The 25,182-nt window shown below is 67.1% G+C and carries 26 protein-coding genes; 14 read left to right on the plus strand and 12 right to left on the minus strand.

The features are described from left to right. Positions 1-2 precede the first annotated feature (2 nt). Positions 3-920: a LysR family transcriptional regulator gene (locus GAA2_RS03495; protein ID WP_159404482.1), complete on the minus strand. Its 918-nt coding sequence runs from the start codon at positions 918-920 to the stop codon at positions 3-5. A gap of 108 nt (positions 921-1,028) precedes the next feature. Here GAA2_RS03495 and GAA2_RS03500 point away from each other — a divergent pair, with 108 nt between their 5' ends. Together GAA2_RS03500 and GAA2_RS03505 are read left to right on the plus strand one after the other, a co-directional pair. Next, positions 1,029-2,126 carry a TDT family transporter gene (locus GAA2_RS03500; protein WP_159404481.1) on the plus strand — a complete coding sequence of 366 codons (1,098 nt, stop codon included), beginning with the start codon at positions 1,029-1,031 and terminating at the stop codon, positions 2,124-2,126. A gap of 188 nt (positions 2,127-2,314) precedes the next feature. After that, positions 2,315-2,536 carry a hypothetical protein gene (locus tag GAA2_RS03505; protein ID WP_159404480.1) on the plus strand — a complete coding sequence of 74 codons (222 nt, stop codon included), beginning with the start codon at positions 2,315-2,317 and terminating at the stop codon, positions 2,534-2,536. A 45-nt stretch (positions 2,537-2,581) separates the two neighbouring features. On the opposite strand, the gene GAA2_RS03510 is transcribed toward GAA2_RS03505, so the two are convergent. Continuing rightward, a complete protein-coding gene (locus GAA2_RS03510) occupies positions 2,582-3,376 on the minus strand; it encodes a VOC family protein (protein ID WP_159404479.1) in 795 nt (264 codons plus the stop codon). A 391-nt stretch (positions 3,377-3,767) separates the two neighbouring features. Here GAA2_RS03510 and GAA2_RS03515 point away from each other — a divergent pair, with 391 nt between their 5' ends. After that, positions 3,768-4,334 carry a hypothetical protein gene (locus GAA2_RS03515; RefSeq protein ID WP_191834728.1) on the plus strand — a complete coding sequence of 189 codons (567 nt, stop codon included), beginning with the start codon at positions 3,768-3,770 and terminating at the stop codon, positions 4,332-4,334. Here GAA2_RS03515 and GAA2_RS03520 read toward each other — a convergent pair. From GAA2_RS03520 to GAA2_RS03530, 3 genes are all read right to left on the minus strand, one after another. Continuing rightward, positions 4,309-4,845: a C40 family peptidase gene (locus GAA2_RS03520; RefSeq protein WP_159404477.1), complete on the minus strand. Its 537-nt coding sequence runs from the start codon at positions 4,843-4,845 to the stop codon at positions 4,309-4,311. The genes GAA2_RS03515 and GAA2_RS03520 overlap by 26 nt on opposite strands. A gap of 128 nt (positions 4,846-4,973) precedes the next feature. After that, the gene (locus GAA2_RS03525) at positions 4,974-5,369 is read right to left on the minus strand and encodes a hypothetical protein (protein ID WP_006435739.1); all 396 of its coding nucleotides are present in this window, start codon (positions 5,367-5,369) and stop codon (positions 4,974-4,976) included. Positions 5,370-5,371: 2 nt separating this feature from the next. Beyond that, positions 5,372-6,583, minus strand: a complete 1,212-nt coding sequence (locus GAA2_RS03530; protein WP_159404476.1) for a Rieske 2Fe-2S domain-containing protein — start codon at positions 6,581-6,583, stop codon at positions 5,372-5,374. 225 nt (positions 6,584-6,808) lie between these two features. Here GAA2_RS03530 and hsaA point away from each other — a divergent pair, with 225 nt between their 5' ends. The 7 genes from hsaA to GAA2_RS03565 all read left to right on the plus strand — a co-directional run bounded on the left by hsaA (position 6,809) and on the right by GAA2_RS03565 (position 13,371). Beyond that, entirely contained in the window at positions 6,809-7,993 is a 1,185-nt protein-coding gene (gene hsaA / locus GAA2_RS03535; RefSeq protein ID WP_159404475.1) for a 3-hydroxy-9,10-secoandrosta-1,3,5(10)-triene-9,17-dione monooxygenase oxygenase subunit, read from the plus strand. 87 nt (positions 7,994-8,080) lie between these two features. Then, a complete protein-coding gene (hsaC, locus tag GAA2_RS03540) occupies positions 8,081-8,992 on the plus strand; it encodes an iron-dependent extradiol dioxygenase HsaC (protein ID WP_006435736.1) in 912 nt (303 codons plus the stop codon). 1 nt (position 8,993) lies between these two features. Next, positions 8,994-9,566 carry a 3-hydroxy-9,10-secoandrosta-1,3,5(10)-triene-9,17-dione monooxygenase reductase subunit gene (gene hsaB, locus GAA2_RS03545; protein WP_159404474.1) on the plus strand — a complete coding sequence of 191 codons (573 nt, stop codon included), beginning with the start codon at positions 8,994-8,996 and terminating at the stop codon, positions 9,564-9,566. After that, positions 9,563-10,759, plus strand: a complete 1,197-nt coding sequence (locus tag GAA2_RS03550; RefSeq protein WP_159404473.1) for a hypothetical protein — start codon at positions 9,563-9,565, stop codon at positions 10,757-10,759. Before hsaB ends, GAA2_RS03550 begins: the two co-directional genes overlap by 4 nt. Further along, entirely contained in the window at positions 10,756-11,547 is a 792-nt protein-coding gene (locus GAA2_RS03555) for an SDR family oxidoreductase (protein ID WP_159404472.1), read from the plus strand. Before GAA2_RS03550 ends, GAA2_RS03555 begins: the two co-directional genes overlap by 4 nt. Then, positions 11,540-12,682, plus strand: coding sequence for a sulfotransferase family protein (locus GAA2_RS03560; RefSeq protein WP_159404471.1), 1,143 nt, complete (start codon positions 11,540-11,542; stop codon positions 12,680-12,682). The genes GAA2_RS03555 and GAA2_RS03560 overlap by 8 nt, the downstream gene beginning before the upstream one ends. A gap of 62 nt (positions 12,683-12,744) precedes the next feature. Then, a complete protein-coding gene (locus GAA2_RS03565) occupies positions 12,745-13,371 on the plus strand; it encodes a TMEM175 family protein (RefSeq protein ID WP_159404470.1) in 627 nt (208 codons plus the stop codon). A gap of 6 nt (positions 13,372-13,377) precedes the next feature. On the opposite strand, the gene GAA2_RS03570 is transcribed toward GAA2_RS03565, so the two are convergent. The 5 genes from GAA2_RS03570 to GAA2_RS03590 form a co-directional block, all read right to left on the minus strand. Continuing rightward, positions 13,378-14,472, minus strand: coding sequence for an acyl-CoA dehydrogenase family protein (locus GAA2_RS03570; RefSeq protein WP_159404469.1), 1,095 nt, complete (start codon positions 14,470-14,472; stop codon positions 13,378-13,380). Further along, positions 14,469-15,437: an acyl-CoA dehydrogenase family protein gene (locus tag GAA2_RS03575; protein ID WP_024500118.1), complete on the minus strand. Its 969-nt coding sequence runs from the start codon at positions 15,435-15,437 to the stop codon at positions 14,469-14,471. Before GAA2_RS03575 ends, GAA2_RS03570 begins: the two co-directional genes overlap by 4 nt. Before the next feature lie 6 nt (positions 15,438-15,443). Further along, on the minus strand, positions 15,444-16,610 hold the full coding sequence (locus GAA2_RS03580; protein WP_024500117.1) for an acyl-CoA dehydrogenase family protein: 1,167 nt from the start codon (positions 16,608-16,610) through the stop codon (positions 15,444-15,446). 1 nt (position 16,611) lies between these two features. Continuing rightward, positions 16,612-17,541, minus strand: a complete 930-nt coding sequence (locus GAA2_RS03585; protein WP_024500116.1) for an enoyl-CoA hydratase — start codon at positions 17,539-17,541, stop codon at positions 16,612-16,614. Between the two features lie 65 nt (positions 17,542-17,606). Next, positions 17,607-18,077 (minus strand): hypothetical protein, encoded by a 471-nt coding sequence (locus GAA2_RS03590; protein ID WP_024500115.1) that lies wholly within the window; start codon positions 18,075-18,077, stop codon positions 17,607-17,609. Between the two features lie 219 nt (positions 18,078-18,296). On the opposite strand from GAA2_RS03590, the gene GAA2_RS03595 reads away from it, so the two are divergent. Then, entirely contained in the window at positions 18,297-19,409 is a 1,113-nt protein-coding gene (locus tag GAA2_RS03595; protein ID WP_024500114.1) for a Gfo/Idh/MocA family protein, read from the plus strand. 191 nt (positions 19,410-19,600) lie between these two features. Here GAA2_RS03595 and GAA2_RS03600 read toward each other — a convergent pair whose 3' ends face one another. Together GAA2_RS03600 and GAA2_RS03605 are read right to left on the minus strand one after the other, a co-directional pair. After that, on the minus strand, positions 19,601-20,116 hold the full coding sequence (locus GAA2_RS03600; protein ID WP_024500113.1) for a MarR family winged helix-turn-helix transcriptional regulator: 516 nt from the start codon (positions 20,114-20,116) through the stop codon (positions 19,601-19,603). Positions 20,117-20,257: 141 nt separating this feature from the next. Then, the gene (locus GAA2_RS03605) at positions 20,258-21,187 is read right to left on the minus strand and encodes an IclR family transcriptional regulator (RefSeq protein ID WP_024500112.1); all 930 of its coding nucleotides are present in this window, start codon (positions 21,185-21,187) and stop codon (positions 20,258-20,260) included. Between the two features lie 81 nt (positions 21,188-21,268). Between GAA2_RS03605 and cysD the strand changes: the two genes are divergently transcribed. The 3 genes from cysD (at position 21,269) to GAA2_RS03620 (ending at position 24,934) form a co-directional block, all read left to right on the plus strand. After that, positions 21,269-22,183, plus strand: coding sequence for a sulfate adenylyltransferase subunit CysD (gene cysD, locus GAA2_RS03610; RefSeq protein ID WP_085950440.1), 915 nt, complete (start codon positions 21,269-21,271; stop codon positions 22,181-22,183). Further along, a complete protein-coding gene (gene cysC, locus GAA2_RS03615) occupies positions 22,183-24,063 on the plus strand; it encodes an adenylyl-sulfate kinase (RefSeq protein ID WP_006435721.1) in 1,881 nt (626 codons plus the stop codon). The genes cysD and cysC overlap by 1 nt, the downstream gene beginning before the upstream one ends. A gap of 91 nt (positions 24,064-24,154) precedes the next feature. After that, positions 24,155-24,934 carry a 3'(2'),5'-bisphosphate nucleotidase CysQ gene (locus tag GAA2_RS03620; RefSeq protein WP_006435720.1) on the plus strand — a complete coding sequence of 260 codons (780 nt, stop codon included), beginning with the start codon at positions 24,155-24,157 and terminating at the stop codon, positions 24,932-24,934. The last annotated feature ends 248 nt before the right edge of the window (positions 24,935-25,182 follow it).

The following is a 25,182-nucleotide window of genomic DNA, read 5'->3' on the forward strand; positions in this document are numbered from 1 at the left end:
GCTCAGGAACGCCCGATGTGTGACAGGAAGTCGCGCGCGGCGCCGGCGGTGGGCTGTGGACCCGACAACCACACCGCGCGCAACGGACGCTCGAGGTGGAGATCGTCGACCGGGATGCGGATCAGCCGGCGGTCGAGGTCGTCGGCGACCGACAGATTGCTGAGGACCGCCGGGCCGGCACCCGCGATGACCGCCGCGCGAACAGATGCTGTCGTCGACAATTCCAGCACCGGTGCGGTGACCTCGCGCGAGGGTCCCAGCGCTCGCGTCAGCGCGCGTTCGAAGAACTCGCGTGTGCCCGAACCCTCTTCGCGCGTCACCAGCGCGGTGTGGGTGAGGTCGGCGGCCACGATGCGACGGCGGACGCGTGTCCACGGATGACCGGGCGGCACGACGACGACCAGCTCGTCACGGGCGATCGTCCGGCTTCTGAGCCCCGGTGCCACGCGGGGTCCTTCGACGAACCCGAGTTCGACCTCGCCGTCGCGCACCAGCGTGCAGACCTGGTCGGAGTTGGCTGCGGTGAACGACACCTTGGGTGCGGGGTCGTGCTGGGCCGCGAACGACACGAGCCATCGCGGAAGGAGATGCTCGGCGACGGTGAGACTCGCGGCCAGCCGCAGCTGATCGCGTCGTTCCAGGCGCAGCGCGGAGAGCCCGGCATCGAATTCGCCTGCCAGTGTGAGCAATCGGTCCGCCCACTCGGCGACGAGCCGCCCGGCCTGAGTCGGTACCGATCCGCGCGGCGTTCGAGTCAGTAGTCCGACGCCGAGCTGGGTCTCCAACGCACGGATGCGTGCCGACACCGCCTGCTGGGTGATACCGAGCTCCGACGCCGCGGCATTGAGGCTGCCGGTGCCGACGACCCTCTGCAGGGTCTCCAGCGATGCGAGGTCGGGCATCCGGGGACTGAGCACCATCGCCCGAGGGTACAACCGTTCGTGGTACCCCGGCTACAAGCCAGGTTTGTACCCTGTCAACGATTCGGGTACTACCGGCCGTCGGGCATCGCCGGGATCGTGGTGGACATGATCACGATGACCGCGTCGGCGACCGGCGCACCCGTCCGGACCACCTGGTTCCCGCCCAACTGGTTCGCGGCCGTGATGGGTACGGGGGTCATCGCGATCGCCGCGCACGGTCTCCCGTGGCAGCCGGCCGGTCTGAGTGCCGTGGCCGTCGGGTTCTGGCTGCTGGCCGGCATCGTCTTCGGAAGCGTGGTCGCGGCCACGATCGGCCACTGGAGAGCCGACCCGGACATCGCTCGCGGCCACCACGAGCACCACATCGTCGCGCATTTCTACGGAGCGGTGCCGATGGCGATCATGACCGTGGGGACCAGCACCCTCGTGGTGGGCGCCGGGATCGTCGGCCGGGACCTCGCCCTCGGCGTCGACGTCGTGTGCTGGATCGTCGGCACGGCCGGCGGCGTGGTCACCGCGCTGGTCATCCCGTATCGCCACCTGATCCTCGGTCGCGCCGGCGTCGACGACGCCTTCGGCGGCTGGTTGATGCCGGTCGTGCCGCCGATGGTGTCGGCGTCGGCCGCGGCGATCCTGTCGGGTCAGCTCGACCCCGGGTGGACGCGGGACCTGGTACTCGGCGTCGGATGCGCGATGTTCGGTCTGGCGGTGCTCGCCGCCACGCCCATCCTGGTCACGCTCCTCCGGCGGTTCCGCACCGGGGACCACGGCGCCGCACACATGGTGCCGACCTGGTGGATCGTGCTGGGCCCGCTCGGGCAGTCGGTCACGGCGGCCTGCCTGCTCGCGCACGCGGCGCAGCACGCAGTGCCCGCACCGGTCGCGGGTGCCATGCACGAGTTCGCGGTCGCTTACGGTCTGGCCGTCTGGGTGGCGGCAACGGCGTGGATCGGTGTCGCCACCCGGATCACCGTCCGCACGGCGCGCGCGGGGATGCCGTTCGCGATGACCTGGTGGTCGTTCACCTTCCCGGTGGGTACCTACGTGACCGGCTCTTCCGCGCTGCTGCTCACCCTGGGCTGGACGGTGTTCGAGATCGCGGCGATCGCCGGGTTCTCGGTGCTGGTGGCCGCCTGGTTCGTCGTCGCCGCCCGGACCGCCCGAGGCGTCGTCTCCGGCGAACTCCTCCGCCTGCCGGCATAGTCCCGCGATCCGGGCGCTGTGTTGCGAGGCGGGTTGACGTTGCGAGGCGGGTTGACGTTGCGAGGCGGGTTGACGTTGCGAGGACGGTTGACGCCTGCCGGGTACGACAGGATCATCGGAGACGCACCACCGGAAGGTCGCGCCCGGACACACCTGTGCCGAGCACCCAGCTACCGGAAGGAGTCCCCATGGCAGCCGTACAACCGTGGACCGAAGGAGAAGCGAACGACGCCGACGTCGTCGAGCAGACGATGCCGGCCGAGCCCGCCGACGAGGAGGCTCCCGCCGACTCCGAGTCCGAGTCCGAAGGGCCGGACATCGCCCTGGAAGCCAACGTCGCGGACGTCGTGGAACAAGCCACCGATGTCGGCCCCGACGACTCCGACGAATACCCGCCGGGCGATCGGTAGAGAACACACGCACAGACGCGCATCACCTCTACCGATCGCGCCGTGTCACATCCCGGCCGGCGGGTGTCCCAAGCAGATCAGCGCGCCCAGTGGGTCCTTGATGGCCGCGAGCGTCCCGTACGGAGTGTCCTCACCGGGCATCAGGATCTCACCGCCGAGGGATTCGACCTGCTTGACCGTCGCCGCCACGTCGTCGACGGTGATGTAGATCTGCCAGAACGACGGCACCTCGTCGGGAAAGAGCGTGGAGGCGTCCATGATCCCCGCGTAGGACTCCTCGCCGTAGAAGATCTGCCCGTAATGGTCGGGGCCCACGGCGTCGGGGTCGCCGCCGGTGCCGACCTCCTCGATCCGCGCCCCGAGCACGGTGCGATAGAAGTCGAGCGACTTGGCGTAATCCTTGGACTGGCACTCGAACCAGTAGGGGGTGCCGTGATCACCGAACTCGGAATATCCCTTGTGCTGCTTCGGTTGCCAGAAGCCGATGACCGCTCCGGCGGAATCGGTCGCCACCATCATCGTGCCCTCCTCGCCGACCGGCATCGGTGGGACCATGATGCTGCCGCCGGCCTGTTCGACGGCGTTCGCGGTGGCGTTCGCGTCCTCGGTGTGCAGGTACACCGACCAGATGTTCGGCGGTCCGGCCTCCTCCATCGCAGGACTCAATCCGGCGACCGGCTTCCCGTTCTTGGTGAAGTTCCGATATCCGCCGAACTCCTCGGTGGGTTCCTCGGTCTCCCACCCGAAGATCTCACCGTAGAACTGTTCGGCCTTCTCGGTGTCGCTGCTCATGAGGTCGAACCAGATCGGCGCCCCGGACGGGGCTGCGTACTCGGCCATGTTCTCGTGTCCCTTCGTTTGTCATGCGGAGTGTTGTTGAACGACTGAGGTGGAGACTCTCAGCGTCGCGCAAACTCATCGCTGCGACAGCGGGTTCGGGCGCTGACGGGAGATCGATACCGGGGCGTGATTTCGACACGGCTCCTCGCTGCGCTCGGTGCCGGCTCAATCAGCGGGGGAACGGCTCGTCGCACCTCCTCGCCTACTCAATCAGCGGGGGTGGCGCTCCTCTGCCGGCCGAGTAGCGCCGACCGAGCGCAGCGAGGACGCCGCGTATCGAGGTCGCTCGGTGCCGGCTCAATCAGCGGGGGTGGCGCTCCTCTGCCGGCCGCGTATCGAGGTCCCTCGCCTACTCGATCGCCGGGTCGGGGGAGATGGCAACCTGGGTGGCATGACGACAGAATCGGGCATCGTCGCCAGACTTCGCGTTCTGGTGTGGCCTGCCGCCCTCGTCGGTGGACTCCTCCTGGTGCTGTTCGCACAGGTGGAGTGGGGAAGCACCGACGAGGGCGTGCAACCGTCCATCACCGGGCTCGGACGGGTGACCGTCCCGGGGGCGAGCGATGAGGACGTGGCCTTCTTCTTCGAGGACGACACCGACCGGCCCGGTCTGAGCGTGGTCGTCCTCGGTGCGGTCGTCGCAGTGGTCGCCGCGTTGGGGTGGTGGCGCGCACGTCTCCGTCCGGCGGCGATCGGTGTGATCGGCCTGGCCTCGGTCATCGCCGCGGCCGTCGGGATCCGGACGTTGGGTGATCCGGCCGCGCACCTGTTCTCCGACCGGGTCACCGAGGCCCTCGACCTCGAACTCCCGACGATGCAGCCCGGTTACGGACTGATCGGCACCGTGGTGGTCGCGGTGCTCTTGTTCGTCGTCGTGGGGTTCGCGGTGGTGACCTCGGTGTGGCCCGGACGGTCGCCTGATGCCGACCGGGTCAGCCGAAACGACGAATCGTCTTGATGGGTCCCATGTCCTTGACCTTGGTGAAGCCGATGGGTTTGCCGGTGGTGTAGGCGTTGAACAGGCGGCCGCCGCCGGCGTAGATGCCGACGTGTCCGGCGTCGCGGCCGAAGATGATGATGTCGCCGGGGGCAAGGGCGTTGAACGGGATCGCGTTGCCGACCCTCGCCTGTTGCTGGCTGGTCCGGGGCAGTTTGACGCCTGCGGTGTAGAACGCCCACTGCACCAGTCCGGAGCAGTCCCAGGAGTGCGGTCCGGTGCCACCCCAGCGGTACGGCTTGCCGATCTGGGTCATCGACGCGGCGAGCGCGGTCAAGCCGGTGGGGGTGGGCACGGGGAGGTAGATCGGCACCGATCCCGTCGAATCGCTGGAGCCGGAACTGGACCCCGCTGCCGCGGCCTTTCCGGCATCAGCGAACGGCGAGCCGGCGAACGGTGCCGCGACAGCCAACGCGGCGGAAAGAGCAACAGCACAGGTGACCCGCGTACAGCGGGTTCGCAAATCGGACATGATGATCAGATTGGCCGACCGGATGCCCGCGTGTCGCCGATAGTTCTCGACGTGTGATGAAGGTGTGACCGTTGTGATGCGTGGGGTCGGTGTTAATCAATGTTCCACACGAGGCTCACAATGGCATGTCACCAATATCCGTCGGGATCGGTCGTAGGCGATTCGGCGGGAATGATTCCCTCTGCGACGCCGTGATCGATACTCGCCGACAATCGGACGCAGGTCGGCATCATCGCACCCGGGAGCAGAGGTCCGTTCCCGTCGTCGCCGCCGGCACGCATCTGTTCGAGGCCGAGGCATCGACTCCGGGCGTCGGCGTTCCACTGCACGCTCGTGTGAAACGAGCTGGTTTTCTTGACCAGCACGCACGCGTGGCAGGCGCGGCATTCGATCTCGCGCATGCCGCCCTGCAGGTAGTGCTCGCGATCGCGCTGTGTTGCCGCATGGACCCGGGCCGCCCGGTCGGGATCGTCGCCGAAATCAGGCGCCTTGGCCCAGTGTGCTCGTGCTGCGGCCCGGGTCATCGTCAGACCTGCGCCTTCTCCGAGGAGTCCGCGGCGCCGTCCGGCGATGTCTCGTTCCCTGCCTTGTCGGACTCGGCCTTCTCGGCTTCCTGACGCCGGAGGTTCTCCTGGATCTCGGCGTTCCAGCTCTCGAGCGCCTTCGAGGTGTCGATCTCGTACTCGAACCGGCCGGTCATCTCATCGGTGATGTCGGCCTTGTCGACGTAGAACTGCTCGTACCAGCGTCGGAGCTGATACACCGGGCCGTCTTCCTCGACGAGGAGCGGGTTGTCGATGCGGGTCTTGTTCTTCCAGATCTCCACATCCTGCAGGAAGCCGACCTCGACGCCGGAGCTGATCTTGGTCGCCATCTTCGTCGCCTGCTCGGCGGTGAGTCCCTCGGGAACCTTCGCCATCACGCCGTACATCAGGACGAAAGAGTTCTCGTCGATCGGATAATGGCAATTCGTCAGAATCGTCTCGACGGCGTAACCGCCGTAGTACTGGACCATCGGGTTCAGCATGTAAGACGGTCCGTAATAGGCGGCGATCGATTCGAGTCGGCTGTCGCCGTAGTTGGTGCCGAGCGTGACATCAGGGCGCCCATGCGAATTCATGTACTGGGCGGCGATCTCGCCCTCGAAGACATTCTTGAAATAGTCCGGCAAAGCGAAATGCACGTAGTAGAAGTGCGCCATGTCGACGACGTTGTCGATGATCTCGCGGCAGTTGGAGCCCTCGATGACGATCCGGTTCCACGTCCAGTCGGTCCACTCCTCGGAGCCGAACTCGGCCAGCTCGGGGATGATGACCTCGTCCGGCGGCGGGTTGCCCTCGGGGTCGTTGTAGACGAAGACCTGACCGTTGCGGACCATCGACGGCCACGACCGGGTCTTGGCCAGCTTGGGGTTGCGCTTGGCATACGGCACGCCGGCGCAGCGGCCGTTACCCTTCCACAGCCAACCGTGGAACGGGCACGCGACGTTGTCGCCGGACAGCTTGCCCTGCGAGAGGTCACCGCCCATGTGACGGCAGAATGCGTCGAGGATGTTCAGCTCGCCCTTGGTGTCGACCCATACGACGAGTTTGGTGCCGAAGACCTGGACGGAGTGGGGTTTGCCGTCGTCGTACTCGCTCTTCAGGCCCAGACAATGCCACCCGCGGGCGAACCGGGTGGGCGGCGCGCCGGTGTCGATCTCCCGGATACCCACCTCGGTGTCGGGTGCAGATGACATATGCCCTCTCCTGTCTGTGACTGGTGTCGCATCGAACCTCTGCTCCCAATACTAGAACACGTTTCAAAAACTTTGGACGGATCGTCCCCCAGATCGGCGATAGGTGCTGCACATGGGCATAAAGTCCCGGTGCTCGACAGAAATGAGAACGTGTTCTAATCTCAAACTCGAAGAGTAAGCGGCCGGTGCGTCCGGCCGAGGGAGAGACAGGTAGGAGCAGGCGAGATGCCAGCACAACGGAGCGAAGCCGCCGAGCAGGTCCTGGAGAAGATCAACGCACTGCTCCCGGAGATCGAACAGCGTGCACAGGCCACCGAGGATCTGCGTCGAATCCCCGACGAGACCGTGTCCAGCCTCGAGACGGCCGGCTTCTTCAGGCTGATGCAGCCCGAGCAGTGGGGTGGATACCAGGTCGATCCGGTGACCTTCTACGAGGCCGTGCGACGCATCGCCTCGGCATGCGGGTCGACGGGTTGGGTGTCGGGCATCATCGGCATCCACAACTGGCACCTGGCGCTCTTCGACCAGCAGGCGCAGGAAGATGTCTGGGGCAAGGACACCAACGTCCGCATCTCGTCGTCGTACGCGCCGATGGGTATGGGTGAGGTCGTCGACGGCGGCTACAAGGTCAACGGGTCGTGGGCCTGGTCGTCGGGCTGCGACACCGCCGACTGGGTGTTCGTCGGCGGTCCGGTCATCAAGAACGGCAAGCCGGTCGACTTCGTCAGCTTCCTGATCCCGCGCGAGGACTACACGATCAAGGACGTGTGGAACGTCGTCGGTCTGCGCGGCACCGGGTCCAACACCATCGAGGTCAAGGACGTCTTCGTGCCCCGCCACCGCATGCTCAGCATGCGCACGATGTCGATGGGGCAGAGCCCGGGCCTCGAGCAGAACACCGCGCCGGTATACAAGATGCCCTGGGGCACAATCCATCCGAGTACCATCGCGACGCCGATCGTCGGTATGGCCTACGGCGCCTACCATGCTCACGTCGAACATCAGGGCAAGCGTGTCCGCGCCGCCTACGCCGGGGAGAAGGCCAAGGACGATCCGTTCGCCAAGGTCCGGATCGCCGAGGCCGCCAGCGACATCGACGCCGCATGGCGACAGCTGTCGGGCAACCTGCAGGCCGAATACGACCTGATCCTCGCCGGTGAGGAGATCCCGATGGAACTGCGTCTGTCGGCCCGTCGCGACCAGGTGCGCGCCACCGGTCGGGCGATCTCCGCCATCGACCGTCTCTTCGAGAACTCGGGCGCCCATGCGCTGGAGAACGGGACCCCGATCCAGCGCTTCTGGCGCGACGCCCACGCCGGCCGCGTGCACGCCGCCAATGACCCGGAACGCGCCTACGTCGCATACGGCAACGGCGAGTTCGGGATTCCCATCGGCGACACGATGGTCTAGGTGACCCTTCGAGACGCTCGCAAGCTCGCTCCTCAGGGAGCGGGAAGCGCTCGCAAGCTCGCTCCTCAGGGAGCAAAAGGAGTGAAGATGAGTGACAGTCCGATCCGTTCATTGGGATACATGAGGATCGAGGCGACCGACGTCGAGGCGTGGCGCACCTATGGTCTCAAGGTCCTCGGCATGATCGAGGGCTCGGGACTCACCGAGGGCGCGCTCTACCTGCGGATGGACGATTTCCCCGCGCGCCTGGTCATCGTGCCCGCCGAACACGACCGCCTGTCCTGTGCAGGTTGGGAGGTCGCGAATGCCGCTGCGCTACAGGAGGTCCGCGACCGACTGGCCGCTGCGCACGTCGTCTTCCGCGAAGGCAAGGACGAGGAGATCGCCGATCGTCGCGTCGCCGAGATGATCGTGTTCGACGATCCCGCCGGCAACACCCTCGAGGTGTTCCACGGGGCCGCGCTCGAGCACCGTCGCATCGTCAGCCCGTACGGCCACCGTTTCGTCACCGAGGAGCAGGGGCTCGGCCACGTCGTCCTCACCTGTGAGGACGACAAGGCGGCTCTCGAGTTCTACCGAGACGTATTGGGATTCAAGCTCCGCGACTCGATGCGCCTGCCCCCGCAGGTCGTCGGACGCGAAGAGGGCGACGAGGTGCCGTGGCTGCGCTTCCTCGGCTGTAACCCGCGTCATCACTCCTTGGCGTTCCTGCCGATCCCCAACAGCACCGGCATCGTCCACCTGATGGTGGAGGTCGAGAACTCCGACGACGTGGGGCTCTGCCTCGACCGCGCATTGCGCAAGAAGGTGCCGATGTCGGCGACGCTCGGCCGGCACGTCAACGACCTGATGCTCTCCTTCTACATGAAGACGCCGGGCGGTTTCGACGTCGAGTTCGGTTGCGAGGGAAGAACGGTCAACGACGACGAGTGGATCGCACGCGAGAGCACCGCGGTCAGTCTCTGGGGGCATGACTTCAGCGTCGGGTTCAAGAACTGACATGGCCCACACGCCATACGGGTCGGCGGAGTTCGACTCCCGGCAGTTCCGTACCGCGATGGGGCAGTTCTGCACCGGTGTCACGGTCATCACGACACTCGACGACGACGGCAAACCGGTCGGGTTCGCCTGCCAGTCCTTCGCTGCGCTGTCCCTCGACCCGCCACTCGTGCTGTTCTGCCCGATGAAGACCTCGCGGAGCTGGAAGGTCATCGAACGAACCGGCAAGTTCTGCGTCAACGTGCTGTCCAACCGGCAGCAGGACGTGAGCGCGGCCTTCGGCGCCCCGGGTGACGACAAGTTCGCCAACATCATCTGGGACCCGTCACCGGCCGGTCTGCCGGTCATCCGGCATGGACTGACCTGGGTCGAGTGCGACGTCGAACGGGTGACCGACGGCGGCGATCACCACATCGTCATCGGCCGTGCGCTCACGCTCGGAGAGGTGTTGCAGGACAAGCCGTTGCTCTTCTACCGGGGCGGCTACCTGTCGACAGAGCATCCGCGGGTGACACCGGCTCAGGCCGAACTCGAGAACTTCCTCACGTGGACGGGCGGAGACACCTGGCTATGAGCTCGCGAGAGATCGCAGTACCGAAGGACATCACGAAACCCCTCACCGATTCGATCGCCGAGGCCGAGAGACTGATCGCCTCCGCGGAGTTCGCGGAGACGGAGCAGGATCTCGCCGAGGGCTACGATTACCTCGCGGGCAGCATCGCCGCGATCATCCAGCTGGTCCGCGGCCGGTCCCTGTCGCATCCGAACTTCGTGACCTCGACCGGACCGTCGACCAAGATGGGCTTGGACAACCCGGACACGCTCTATTACCACGCGGATGTCGAGCCGACCGGAACCTATCTGGTCCGCGGACGTCGGGGTACCACAACCGATCTCAGCTTCCAGGTCCTGCGCGGCGACTACACGCCGTCCGCGGTGCCCGGCGGGGAGGACGCCTTCGACGACCGTCGCCTGACCATCGCCGACGACGGCACGTTCGAGCTGACCTTCGGTCCGGTGATTCCCGACCCGCCCGACAACTATTTCGCCCTCGGTGAGGGGGCGTCGATGCTGGCGGTCCGCGAAGTGTATTCCGACTGGACCGAGCGCAAGGGCTCGATCACGATCGAACGTGTCGACACGGTCGGGACCGCGCCGGAAGAGGCCGATCTCGCCCGCGTCGCACGCCGGTACGCGACCGCGGGAAAGATGCTGACCGCTCGCATCAACACCTGGTTCAATTTTCCCAAGTGGTTCTACCTCGACGAACCGGTCAACACCTTCACGCCGCCCCGCCAGACCCCGGGCGGGTTGAGCACTCAGTTCTCGTCGGTGGGCCACTACCGGTTGGGTCCCGACGAGGCGATGGTGATCTCCATCCCGAAATCCGATGCGCCCTATCAGGGATTCCAGCTCGGCAGTATGTGGTACATCTCGCTCGACTACGTCAACCACCAGACGAGCCTCAATTCCGCACAGGCGCAGGTCGATCCGGACGGCGTGATCCGGATGGTCGTGTCCCACCGCGATCCCGGTGTCGCCAACTGGATCGAGACGACCGGCCGTCAGCAGGGCATCCTCCAGTTCCGCTGGCAGCGCAGCGACTCGCCGATCGGACCGGAGCTCGGACCGAGCGCGACGGTCGTCGGCATCGACGAGGTGGCCGCGCACCTGCCGCACCTCGAACACAACAAGATCGATCAGGCCGGATGGTCCGAGCGGATCGCGGCACGGCAACGCGCATTTGCCGAGAGGATGCTGGGATGAGTGCTGGAGCGGGCCTTCTCGACGGCAAGGTGGTCGTCGTCTCGGGTGTGGGTCCGGGGCTGGGGCGTTCGATCTGTCATCGCGCCGCGGCCGAGGGTGCGCGTGTGGTGCTCGCCGCACGTACCGAATCACGGTTGAAAGAGGTCGCCGCGGAGATCGATGCCGCGGGAGGCACGAGCCTCGTCGTTCCCACCGACATCACCGACGACACCGCCGTCGACAACCTGGTGGCCACCACGCTCGCCGAGTTCGGCCGGGCGGACGTCCTGGTCAACAACGCTTTCGCCCTGCCGTCGATGAAACCGCTGGGCCGCACGGACTTCGACCAGATCACCAACAGCATCGAGGTGACGGTCGTCGGGACGCTGCGGGTGATCAAGTCGTTCACCGATGCGCTCGCCGAGTCGGACGGGTCGATCGTGAACATCAACTCGATGGTCATCCGGCACTCGGAACCGCGGTACGGCAGCTACAAGATCGCCAAGTCGGCCCTGCTCGCCATGTCGCAGACGCTGGCGTCGGAGCTGGGGGAGCGGGGTGTTCGCATCAATTCGGTGGCGCCGGGCTACATCTGGGACGACCAGCTCAAGTGGTACTTCGGCGAGGTTGCCAAGAAGTACGGGATCACCCCCGAGCAGGTCTACGAGCAAACCGCGTCGAAATCCGATCTCAAACGACTGCCCGAGCCGGACGAGATCGCCGATGCCGTTGTGTTTCTCGCCTCGCCGATGGCGCGGGCGATCACCGGGCACACCCTGGACGTGAATTGCGGTGAATACCATGACTAGTGCGCAGCGGACCGACGTCGGGACCATCGAAGACCTGCACGCGTCGGCCACCCGTGCGACCGGTCTCGAGGACTTCGGCGACACCGATTACCTCGAGCCGCTGGGGATCCTGCTCGACTCCTACCGTTCCGAGGCCGGCCTCACCGAGCTGGGCAGCAAGATGTTCCGCTTCTTCCTGAAGGGGGCGCTCGTCGCACGCCTGCTGAGCGAGGCGTCGTGGAAGGCGAACCCGGAACACGCCGACGTCGAGATCACCCGGCCGATCTTCGTGACCGGCCTCCCGCGTACGGGAACGACTGCCCTGCACCGGCTCCTGGCCGCGGACCCGGATCACCAGGGGCTCGAGATGTGGCTCGCGGAGTTCCCGCAGCCGCGGCCTCCCCGCGACACGTGGGCCGACAACCCCGTGTACCAACAGATCCAGGCCGGTTTCGAGCAGCACCACGTCGAGAACCCGGAGTTCATGGGCCTGCACTACATGGACGCGGGCGAGGTCGAGGAATGCTGGCAGCTCTTGCGGCAGAGCGTCACCTCGATCTCCTACGAGTCGCTCGCCCACATCCCGACCTACTCGCGCTGGCTCGCCCAGCAGGACTGGACGCCGGCGTACCTGCGCCATCGCAAGAACCTGCAGCTGATCGGCCTCAACGACCCGGGCAAGCGGTGGGTGCTCAAGAACCCGAGCCACCTGTTCGCGCTCGACGCACTGATGGCCGCCTACCCGGATGCGCTGGTGATCCAGACCCATCGCGCGCCCAGCACCATCATCGCGTCGATGTGCAGTCTCGCCGAGCACGCCACCCCCGGCTGGTCGACGACCTTCATCGGCGACCAGATCGGCCGCGACCAGCTCGAACTGTGGTCACGGGGGCTGCGTGAGTTCTCCCGCGCCCGTGCGAAATACGATCCCGCACAGTTCCTCGACATTGACTTCGCCGACCTCCGCTCGGACCCGATGGGCACCGTCGAACGCGTCTACGCGGCTCTCGACACCCCCATGTCCGACGCGGCCCGCGTCGCGGTGACCGCACTCGACGAGGAGAGCAAAGCCGGGGCCCGGAAACCGCAGCACCGCTACCAGCTCGCCGACTACGGGCTCGACGAGGCGATGGTCGAGGCGGCGTTCGGCGAGTAGCGGACCGTTCCCGCGGGCGAATGCCGCGCGCGGGAGACCGGACCCGATCTACAGTGCAACCCATGGCCGCACCGGAGAGTCGGAAGTCGGAAGAAGGTCTGAGCCGGCTGATCGCGTTCGCGGACGCGGTGGTGGCAATCGCGCTGACGCTGCTGGTGCTCCCGTTGGTCGACATCGCGAATGACCTGCCGGAGGAGACCTCGATCGGCGAGGTGGTGTCGGATCACTCCCTCGAGCTGACGAGCTTCTTCGTCAGCTTCGTGGTCATCTGGATCCTCTGGCGCCAACACCATCAGACGATGGAGTACTTCCGCGCCTACGACCGGGTTCTGGTCAACCTCACCTTCGTCTGGCTGCTCACCATCGTGGTCCTGCCGTTCGCCACGGCGATGGTCGACGACAGCCGGGTGGAGTGGGCGACCGTGCTCTACATCGGCGTACTCGCGATCTCGGTGGCCGCGCTCGTCGGGATCGGGCAGTGGGGGCACCGCCATCGGGATCTGCTCGTCGACGACGAGGCCACCGATCGCTGGACGAGGTCGTCGGGTGGCTGGGGAACCCTGCTGGCGCTCGCGATCGCATTGGCCATCGCGCTCGTGTACCCGAAGAGCGGGAACTGGCCGCTCCTGTTGCTCGTCCTCACCGACCCCATCGAGAGGTTGCTGTCGCGCGTGCGCAACCCCGACTGAGAGCCGTTACCGAAGGCCCGCTGCCGCCTCGGCGACCGCGGTGTGCGGCGCACCCAGCAGTTGTGACGACGCCTGGGCGCGCTTGAAGTACAGCTGGATGTCGTGCTCCCAGGTGATGCCGATGCCGCCGTGCAACTGGATGGCCTCGCCGGCAATACGCCGGTAGGCATCCGAGCAGTACACGTGAGCGGCGAGTGCGAGTTCCGCCGCGTCAGGATCCTCGACGGCGACCGCGGCCACCGCTGCGCGTGAGATGGAGCGTGCGGTCTCGACGAGCACGTACATGTCGGCCATGCGGTGCTTGAGCGCCTGGAACGAGCCGATGGTGCGTCCGAACTGCTTGCGGGACTTGGTGTACTCGACGGTGAGGTCGAGCGCGCGCTGGGCGCCGCCGACCTGCTCGGCCGAGAGCAACGCCCAACCGAGCGTCCGCAGACTGTCGGCCAGGTCCGACGGCGTCGGGATCACGGTGGACGCGACCTCGTCGAACCGCACCGAGGACAACGCGCGCGTCGGATCGAGAAGAGTCAACGGCGACACCGTGACACCGGCGGCATCAGCCGCGACGGAATGGAGGGTGACGTGCTCACCCGGTCCCGACGCCAGCACGAGGAGCGTGTCCGCGGATTCGGCATCGACGACGAAGTGCGCGGTGCCCGACAGCAATCCGGCGTCGGCGTGCACGCCCGGGGTGTTCCATCCGCGTTCACCGGCCCAGCACAACGCGGCCGTCTGCTCACCTGAGGCCAGTGCGGGAAGGAGGTGTGACGCGATGTCGTCGTCCTGCGCCAACAGGATCGCGCCGGTCGCCAGCACCGACGACCCGAAGGCGGGCACCGGACTGAGCGCCGCACCGAGTTCCTCCAGCACGGCGGCCAGTTCGATCCACGACGCCCCGGCACCGCCGGCGTCCTCCGGTATGGGAAGCGCCGCCACACCGATCTCGGTGCACAGCGTCTGCCACAGTCCGGCGTCGATGCGTTCGGCCGAGGCCATCGCGGTCCGGACCGCCCCGGAGTCTCCCCGGCGACGGAGCAGATCACGGACGGCTTCGGCCAGCGCTTCGCGTTCCTCGGCCGAGATCGACAGGGCGGCGGTCACAGTGTCTCCAGGATGCGTCGACGATGGACGGCGGGCGAACCCCAGGCGGACAGGAGTGCTCGCGTCTTGGTGATGTACAGGGAGATGTCGTGTTCGGCGGTGTAACCGATCGCCCCGAGTACCTGAAGGGAGCGCCGGGCCGACAGGTGGGCGGCGTCGGCGGCCGCGACCTTCGCCGCCGACACATCCCGCGACACATTCGTTTCCTCGGGTACCTGACCGTCGATTCCCAGTGCCGCGGCATGGACCAGGGGACGGGCCATCTCGAGGGCGATGGCGACATCGGCCAGGTGGTGCTTCACCGCCTGGAAGGAGCCGATCGGCCGGCCGAACTGCTTGCGGGACTGTGCATACTCGCTCGCGAGGCCGAGCATCGCCTGACCGAGACCGAGGAGTTCGGCCGCGGTGGCCAGTGCCCCCGCGTCGACGGCGTCCGACGGGTCGACCCCCGACGCCAGGGTCTTGTCCGGTGCGACCCGCGACAGCGTGCGGGTGGTGTCCACGGACGGCTCGGTGCTCAGCACGGTGGCCGTCGAGAGGACACCGTCGGAGACGACGTAGACGTCGGCGGACTCGACGTCGGGCGCGAGCGGTTGCAGCGGGGCGATGGCGCAGGTCGCCAGCCGGCCCTCGGCGAGACCGTTGAGCGGTCCGGTCACGTCCGCGTCACGCAGCAGGATCGGGAGGACGGCAACGCTTTCCACGATAGGACCGGGTGCGCAATGGCGTCCGAGCTGCTCCACCGCGACGACCATCTCGACGGCGCCGGCGCTGCTGCCGCCGTGGGCTTCGTCGATGAGCAGGCCGCTGATCCCGGCGTCGGCGAGCTGTGAGTAGACCTTGGTGACCGCCTTGCGGTCACCGGCCGCCCAGGCGCGCGCCGCGGCGGGCATGTCCGCCTTGCCGAGCATGGCGTCGACGGTGGCGGCGAGGTCCGAGTGGATGTCGGAGAGTTGGAAGTCCATGGGGTATCAGCGATCTCCACGAGGAAGGCCGAGGAGTCGCTCGGCGATGACATTGCGTTGGATCTCGTTGGTGCCGGCGTAGATCGGGCCGGACAGGGAGAACAGGTAACCGTCCATCCAGGCGTCGTCGAGTTCGGCGTCCGGTCCCTGCAGGTCGAGGGCGGTCTCGTGGGCGGCGATGTCCCACTGCGACCAGAAGACCTTGTTGATCGAGGACTCCATGCCGAGTTGTCCACCGGCGGACAGGCGGCTGACGGTGTGCCAGGTCGACAGCTCGTAGGCCCGCGCCCCGATCCAGGCGTCGGCGACCCGCGCGTCGGTGTTGGCCGTCGAGGGCACCTCGTCCCGCTTCGACCGCCACAGTTCGACGAGGCGGTCGGTGGTGGCGAGGAAACGACCGGGAGCACGCAACGAGAGTCCGCGTTCGTTGGCCGCGGTGCTCATCGCCACCCGCCAGCCGTTGTTCACCTCGCCGATGACGCCGGACTCGCCTGGGTTCGCCGGGTCGTCGGGCACGAAGACGTTCTCCAGGAACAGTTCTGCGAAACCGGCCTCGCCGTCGAGCTGCGCGATCGGTCGGACCGTGACGCCCTCGGCACGCAGGTCGAACATGAAGTAGGTGAGACCCTTGTGCCGCTGGGCCTCCTTGTCGGTGCGGAACAGGCCGAAGGCGCGGTCGGCGAAACTCGACCGGGAACTCCACGTCTTCTGGCCGTTCAGCAGCCAGCCGCCGTCGGTGCGCACCGCCGTCGACCGGAGCGAAGCGAGGTCGCTGCCCGCCTCCGGTTCGCTCCACGCCTGGCCCCAGATGTCGTCGGCGCGGGCCATGCGCGGCATGATGCGTTCCAGCTGAGCGGGATTCGCGTGTTCGAAGAGCGTCGGGGCGAGGAGGAAGATGCCGTTCTGGCTGACCCGGCCGGGCGCACCCGACCGGTAGTACTCTTCCTCGAAGATCACCCAGTGGAGGAGGGGGGCGTCGCGGCCGCCGAATTCCTCGGGCCAGCTGACGACCGACATGCGGTCGGCTGCCATCGTGCGTTCCCATTCGCGGTGGGCTTCGAACCCCTCCGCGGTGTCCATGGACGGAAGCGGTTCGCGCGGAACGTGTTCGGTCAGCCAGGCGCGGACCTCGGACCGGAACTGCTGGGCCGTGTCGTCGAACAGAAGGTCCATGTCAGCTACCCGATCCCGACGCCGCGTTCGCCGTCGATCCCGCGGCCTTCATCGACTTGGCGTCCATCCCGCCGAGCGAGTCACCGCCCGACGCCTCGGCATTGGCCGAGTGTGCGAAGTGGTGCCAGCCGAAGACCGAGTCCATCGAATTGCGCAGTCCCATCTGGTCCTCGCAGATGTTGACGGCCTTCTTGCTGAGGAACAGGCCCTGCATCGGCATCGCGACGGCCTTCTCGGCGATCTCGTTCACCTTGGCCTCGAGCTGATCCCGCGGCGTCACGTGATTGACCATGCCCCAGTCGGCGGCCTGCGTGGCGGTGAAGCGCTCACCGGTGAAGAGGATCTCCTTCGCGCGGCGGGTGCCGAGAGCGTAGGCGTGAGCGAAGTACTCGACGCCCGGGATACCCATGCGCGCAACCGGATCGGAGAAGAACGCGTCGTCGGAGGCGACGATGAAATCACAGATCCAGGCCAGCATCAGGCCACCTGCTATGCACGCCCCGTGGACCTGGGCGATGAGGGGCTTGGGGATGTCGCGCCAGCGGCGGCACATCCCCATGTACACCTCCATCTCGCGGGCGAGACGCTGATCGGCACCGGTCTTGTCGGTGTGATCCCAGTGGAGCACGGCGGCGTTCTCGTAGTAGGTGTCGAAGTCGCGCTCGGGGGTGCCGATGTCGTGCCCGGCCGAGAAGTGTTTGCCGTTGGCACGCAGGACGATCACCTTCACGGCCGTGTCCTCGACGGCCTTGCGGAAGGCGGCGTCGAGCGAATACGTCATGACCGAGTTCTGTGCGTTGCGGTACTCGGGACGATTCAGGGTCACGTACGCGACGGCACCTTCGGGACCGCCGACCTCATAGGCGACCGGAGTGGTGTCCGGGCCGAGGTCATCGGGTCCGAGTGCGGGCGGGATGGCGGCATCACTCATGTCCACGAGCGTAACCTAGCAAGTGCTTGGTTGGTAGTGGGGGATGCCGCGATGCACCCACGGCGTCAGGGAATGACGATGGTCCCGCTGCAACTGGTCGACGGCACGCTCCACAGTGCGTTGCGGTTCACCGCGCTGAACGTGACGTTGACGCGTCCCTTGCCGATCTGCGACACCGGGATGACGAAGTTGTGGACCCCCTGGTAGGGCGGGCGGACCTGGGTGTTGCTGAGCTTCGTCCCGTGCTTGCCGGCGGACGGGTTGTGCCAGTCCATGCGCAACGACGACTGGTAGCCACCGGGGAAGTAGCTCGGGAAGTCGGCCGCGATGTAGGCGTTCCCGGCGTAGGTGCCGACGATGGCGCGTCGGACCATGAACGGGAGATCGACGATGTTCGGACTGGGTCCGATGCAGGTGGAGACCGGGAACTCGCGGGACGCCGCGGCCTCGCCCGTGCCGGCGAGCCCGAGGCCCGCGGCGGCGGCCAGCGCCAGGGCTGTCGCGGACAACCTGGTGAGCGTCTTCGTCCTTGCCATGTTCGGTCTCCTCGCGTGTCGTCTGCGGCCGGTCGTTCGATCCGGCTCCCGCCGATTGTCGCGAAACGACCGGATTCTCGTTCCGTTCTGCCCGAATCGGAGTCGGTCGATGGGGCGACCTCCGAATGTGGTCGAGTGGGCGACTATCCACACGTAGACTAAGTGCGGCAGTGCGGGACATCCGGAGCGTCAGGCCCCGGAGTGGTGGACGGAGGTCGAGTGGTATCCGATGACAGACCTGTGGGTGCGGCGATAGTCGGCACCGGTTGGGGCCTTCTCACTCACGCGCCGGCGATGCGGGACGTCGGGATCGACGTCCGCTGGCTGGTCGGCCGTGATCGGGAACGTACGGACGAGCGGGCGGCAGCGGCCGGGGTGCACCGCGCCACCGTCGACCTCGACGAAGTGCTCGACGACCCCGCTGTGGACCTGGTCGTGGTGGCAACCCCTCCGGACACTCACGCCCCGCTCGTGGTCCGGGCGGCCGAAGCCGGACGGCACGTGATGTGCGAGAAGCCTTTTGCGCACTCGCTCGACGATGCGAAGCGGATGCGTGACGCCGTGCGTGCGGCCGGGGTGCTCGGCGTGGTCGGCCATGAGTTCCGTTTCCTCGGCGACCGGATCGCGACGCGCGAGGCGGTCGGATCGGGGCTGATCGGTGCACCGAAGCTGTTCACCCACACCCGGTTGAGCAGCACTCTCGCCGGGGTCGGCGCCACCGTCCCGGGGTGGTTCGGTGAGCGGGCCGCGTTCGGTGGTTGGCTCAACGCAGAGGTGCAACACCTCATCGACGAGATCCGCGGGCTGCTCGGGGAGTTGGCCTCTGTGACGGTTCTCGAGCAGCAGGTGACCGAACGGAACTGGGATGTCGGGGACACGTTCGCGGCGCAGTTCGTGACCTGTGCCGGGGCCGTCGGGACAATCCTCAGCTCCGTGGGGACCGCGGGTTCCGGCCTGAGCGTTCAGCGGATCAGCGGAACAAAGGGCTGCGTATGGACCGACCCGGACGGGTCGATCGTCGTCGATGACGGTTCGGGCCGGCGGGTCCTGGCCGCTGCGGCACCCCGCGCCGCTGCGACCACCGATCCCACGATCACCGATCTGGTGTCGACCAACACGCTGTCCCGTGCCCTCTCCGGCGCCTCGGGGATGCTCCGCGAACCGACGCGCGTGATGTACGAGGCTGTGCGGCAGCGGATTCTGTCCGGTGGCGACGACCCTGCCGCGGCCGGGCCGGCGACGTTCGACGACGGGGTCGCCAACACGGCGGTGCACATGGCGATGCTCCGTTCGATGCGCTCCGGTGGGACCGAACGCATCGAGCCGGTCTGATCCTCGACCGGCCGGCACCGCCGGCCGGTCGTCAGGCCGTGAGATGTCCGTTGTACCAGCCGACGAAGTCGGTCGCCGACGATGATCCGGGGAGATCCTTCGGGTGGATGCAATTGACCGGGCACACGCTCACGCACGATGCGTCGTTGCAGCAGGGTCTGGTGATCAGGTGGGGCATCTGAAGGCTCGTTCTAGGCGTCGCCGACGGACTGTCGCATCGCGGTCAGAGCGGCGCGGAGCTGTTCGACGTCTTGATCGGTGCCGCCGTGCATGCCGAACTCGTCGGCGGTGAGAGCGCTGGTGACCGCGCGCGCGGCGTCGCGTCCCTTGTCGGTGATGGTCACGCAGGTGGCGCGGCGGTCGGTCGGGTGGGGGCTCCGCTCCAGCAGGTCCCTGGACTCGAGGCGGTCGGTGGCGAGGGTCGCGGTGGTCGCGTGGACCAGGAGGTTGCGTGCGAGCGCGGAGATCAGGCGGGTGCCGGTCTCGGACAGGAGAAGTGTCATGAGCAGGAGGTAGTCCGTCATGTTGAGGCCATGTGCCTTCAGCTTCACGTCCACCGCATCGGCGACGATCCGTTGGTAACGCAACAGCGACGTCAGGGTCAGGAAACGCCTCTCATCGCCGTCGAGGGCCTGCTGATCCCAGAAATGGGCAGCCCAATCGACCGGGTCGGAGATGACGTCGGGGGTTCTGTCGTCGATCGACATGGAGCCTCCTCGGCGATCGGGGTGACGCGCGGGACCTGCCGTGAGGCAGGAGGAGCGCGGGGATGGACCACGGAACTTCTCTAGTTATAAATAATAGAGACGTAGTGTACATCACGATCGGGCCGAATCGGGTCGTGAGACTCAGTGGAGATGCGCCGAAATCCCACGTGCCGCGTCACGGGTGGCCTCGGCCAGTTCGCGTAGTTCGTCGGCGCGAAGCGCGGTGTTGGGGCAGGTCACGATCGCCGCGGTGACGTGATCGGCGGCGTCGAAGACGGGTGCGCCGACGGTGACCACGGGCACCTCGGCGCCGGCGGCAGCGAACGCGTCCAGTTCGTCGGGGAGATAATCGATGACCGACAGTTCGGTCAGCAGGTCGTCGACCCGGGCCCGCAGGCTGTCGGAGACGGTGTCCAGCGAGCCGAGCGCATCGATGATCGCCCCGTGGTCGGCGGTCATCCGTTCGATCGAGTATCCGCGTTCGGCCACGGCGTCGAGGGCAAGCCGGAGGCGGGTGCGGCTCGACTCGGGCGCGCGCGCGATCCAGGCCGCCTGCGCCTGCGCGGAATCCCAGGCGATGAACTCCCGGCTGATGGGTGGGCGCAGGCGGATGCGGGCGCCGTCGCGCAACCACGGATGCAGTCCGGCGTCGGGCGTGAGATGCGGCGGAAAGGCGTGCGCGGCGAGGGTCACGACGTCGGGTGCGGTGCGGCGCGCGACGAAGCACGGGACATCGAACCGTGCGCACAGCTCCCGCACCGTGAGCGTGGCCCACCGCAAGAGATGGTCGGCGCCGCCCAGGTTGCGGGCGAGCATGGCGAAGGCCGGGCCGATGGCGAAGGTGCCGGCCGCTTGATCCCGGATAAGCCAGCCGTGTTCGACGAGTTCGGAGACGATGGCGTGGGCGGTCGCGCGCGACAATGAGGTGCGGCGCACGATCTCGGCGAGGGTGAGGGCGGGCTGGTTCGCCTCCGCGAGCAGTTCGACGATCGCAACCACGCGTGCGGTCGGTGGCGACCCGGCGCGTGCCGGTTGACGCGCCTCGGAGAAGTCGCCTACCGTCGATGTCACATTATCAACACTTAGTGTCGAATATTCGACATGTCAAGGGGGTTGCGCACTGTGGCGAGCACGACCGACACGCCCGACCGGATGGAACGTCACGGGTACGAGTTGTCCCACCTGGCCGCGTTGGAGGCCGAGGCGGTCCACATCATCCGGGAGGTTGCGGCCACCTTCGAGCGCCCGGCCCTGCTGTTCTCGGGCGGCAAGGACTCGGTGGTGATGTTCCACCTCGCACGCAAGGCGTTCTGGCCGGCGCCGGTCCCGTTCCCGCTCATGCATGTCGACACCGGACACAACTTCGACGAGGTGATCCGGTTCCGTGATCGCGTGGTCGCCGAGACCGGCGTCCGGCTGATCGTCAGCTCCGTGCAGGACGACATCGACGCCGGACGGGTCGTCGAGCAGACCGGGCCGGGCGCGAGCCGGAACCGCCTGCAGACCACGGCGCTGCTGCGCGGGATCACCGAGAACCGCTTCGACGCCGTATTCGGTGGAGCTCGGCGCGACGAGGAGAAGGCTCGCGCGAAGGAACGGGTCTTCAGCTTCCGAGACGAGTTCGGCGCGTGGAACCCGCGCGATCAACGCCCCGAACTCTGGCGTCTGTACAACGGTCGTCATTCGAAAGGCGAACACATCCGGGTGTTCCCGCTGTCGAACTGGACCGAGCTGGACATCTGGCAGTACATCGCCGAAGAGAACATCGATCTGCCGTCGATCTACTACGCCCACCGGCGGGAGGTGATCCCCCGGGACGGCATGCTGCTGGCGAGAACACGCTTCCTGCAAGAACTTCCGGGGGAGGAGGTGCGGACCGAGACCGTGCGGTTCCGCACCGTCGGCGACGCCACCTGCACCGGTTGCGTCCTGTCGACGGCCGACGACGTCGGCAAGGTGATCGAGGAGATCGAGGTGACCCGGCTGACCGAGCGCGGGGCCACGCGCGCCGACGACCGGATCTCCGAGTCGGGCATGGAGGATCGCAAGAAGGAGGGCTACTTCTGATGCACGGGGTCGATGCCGGCAGGGGCGTTCCAGACGTCAGGGGCGCCACCGAGATGTTGCGGCTCGCCACCGCGGGATCGGTCGACGACGGGAAGTCGACGCTGATCGGCCGGCTGCTCTACGACTCGAAGGCGATCTTCACCGATCAGCTCGAATCGATCGAGCGGACCAGTGCGGAACGGGGTGACGAATACGCCGACCTCGCCCTCCTGACCGACGGACTGCGCGCCGAACGGGAACAGGGCATCACGATCGATGTCGCATACCGGTATTTCGCCACGCCCAAGCGGAAATTCATCATCGCCGACACCCCGGGTCACGTTCAGTACACGCGCAACATGGTGACCGGCGCGTCGACGGCCGACCTCGCGCTGATCCTCGTCGATGCGCGTAAGGGAGTGCTGGAACAGACTCGGCGGCATGCGTTTCTCTCCTCGTTGCTCGGGATCCCGCACCTGACGGTCTGCGTCAACAAGATGGACCTCGTGGACTGGTCTCAGGAACGGTTCGACGAGATCTGTGCGGACTTCGCGGATTTCGCGACCAAGCTCAACGTCGTGGACCTCACCTTCATCCCGATGTCGGCGTTGCGCGGCGACAACGTCGTCGAGCAGTCGGCGGCGATGCCGTGGTACGGGGGCAGGCCGCTGCTCGACCATCTCGAACATGTCTACATCGCGTCGGACCGCAATCTCATCGACGCGCGACTGCCGGTGCAGTACGTGATCCGTCCGCAACGCAGCGACGGTGCCGACCATCGTGCCTATGCGGGCACGGTGGCGGGCGGTGTCTTCGCCAAGGGCGACGAGGTCGTGGTCCTGCCGAGCGGTTTCAGCACGACGATCACCGAGATCTGGGGTCCGGGCGGAGCCGCCGTCGACGAGGCGTTCTCGTCGATGGCGGTGTCGGTGGAACTGGCCGACGAGATCGACATCGTGCGTGGCGACATGCTGGCCCGGCCCAACAACCGGCCGTACGTCGGGCGCGAGATCGATGCGATGGTCTGCTGGTTCGACGACGACACCGAGCTCCGCGGACACAGCCGTTATCAGCTCCTGTGTGGAACGCGGCTGACCCGCGCGCAGATCACCGGGCTCAACTACCGGCTGGACGTCAACTCGCTGCATCGCGACGAGGACGCCGAGGTCTTGTCGCTCAACGAGATCGGGCGGGTGACCCTGCACACCCAGGAGCCGGTCATGTTCGACTCCTATCGCCGCAACCGTGACACCGGGAGTTTCATCCTCATCGACGAGGTCACCAACCGAACCGTCGGCGCGGGCATGATCACCGCGCCGGTCAGCCACGACAGCCACGTCGTGTGGCAGTCCGGCAAGGTCGCCCGCGAGCACCGGGCGCATCGCGGTGCCACCATCTGGCTGACCGGGCTGTCGGGGTCGGGGAAGTCGTCCCTCGCCGTCGAACTCGAGCGACGGTTCGTCGCCGAGGGCCGACCCGCCTACCTGATGGACGGGGACAACCTGCGCCACGGACTCAACTCCGATCTGGGTTTCTCCGATGACGACCGGCGCGAGAACATCCGCCGGACGAGTGAGGTGGCGGCCCTGTTCGCCGATTCGGGTGCGGTTGCGATCGTCTCGCTGATCAGTCCCTTCGCCGAGGAACGGCAGCGCGCTCGGGAGATCCACGCACAGCGACGCCTGCCGTTCTACGAGATCTTCGTCGACACCCCGCTCGAGGAATGTGAGCGCCGGGACCCGAAGGGGCTGTACGGCAAGGCCCGTAGGGGCGAGATCAGTCAGTTCACCGGCATCGACTCGCCCTACGAACGGCCGACGCACGCCGAACTCGTCATCACCCCCGAGGACGGCGCGCCTGCCGACGTCGCCGAGATGGTCCTCCGTAACCTGGGACTGTGACGCCCTGGTTCGCCCGCGATGCCGGTGGGTATGTCATGACCGGACACCGGGGCGCCGGTGGACCAGCCCAACCGCCAGAGAGGGACACAGCGTGACCGACGATCGAGCACTCGCAGGCGAACTGGCCACCGCGGCAGGGGAACTCCTGTTGGACATCCGCCGGACCAGTGGGCTGACCGGCAAGGAACTGGGCCGGGCCGGAGATGCACGGTCCAACGAGTTCCTCCTGCGACGCCTCGCGGAGGCCCGGCCGGACGACGCGGTGCTGTCGGAGGAATCGGCCGACGACAAGTCCCGGCTGCACGCCGACCGGGTCTGGATAGTCGATCCGGTCGACGGCACGCGTGAGTACGGGACGTACGAGCCGGGTGCCGGCCGCGCGGACTGGGCCGTGCACGTGGCGTTGTGGTCGGCGACCGGCGGATTGATCGCCGGGGCCGTGGCGCTCCCGGCTCTCGGGGTCACCTACCTCGACGACGAGACCGAGGTCGAACCGACGTCGGGACTGGCGTCGCGACCACGCAGCGACGTGCCCCGCGTCGTGGTGAGCAGTTCACGGCCGCCGGCTTTCGCCGACGAGGTCGCGGCGGCGGTCGCGGGGGAAGTGCTGCCGATGGGATCGGCGGGAGCGAAGGCGATGGCGGTGGTCCGCGGTGAGGCCGACGCCTACGTGCACGCGGGCGGCCAGTACGAGTGGGATTCCGCGGCGCCGGTGGCCGTCGCCCGGGCGAAGGGGCTGTGGTGCGGACGCATCGACGGTTCGGCGCTCGTCTACAACAACGACGACACGTATCTGCCCGACCTGGTGATCTGCCGTCCCGAGTTCACCGAGGCGATCCTCACCGTCACGACCGAGGGGGCCGGCGGCTGATCGCCGGCGCGTACTCGGAAAGTGATCACGAGTTCCCACGGTTCGTGGTGTGATTCGTAGGTGATCCCGGCCGGGGATCGTTACGATCGCGGATTCTGCATCCACATTCGCGGAGGTCGGGACGTGTTCGCACCGGCCTGAGTGATCGGGGACCAGTCGGACGGTGCAGTTATCGCACGTCACGGCCCCAGAAATGCCTAAGGGACAAAATTGCCCCTAAATTCCCGTTTATCTATAGACAAACAGTC

Origin of the sequence: Gordonia ajococcus (genome assembly GCF_012974285.1) — a bacterium.
GTDB lineage: Bacteria > Actinomycetota > Actinomycetes > Mycobacteriales > Mycobacteriaceae > Gordonia > Gordonia amicalis.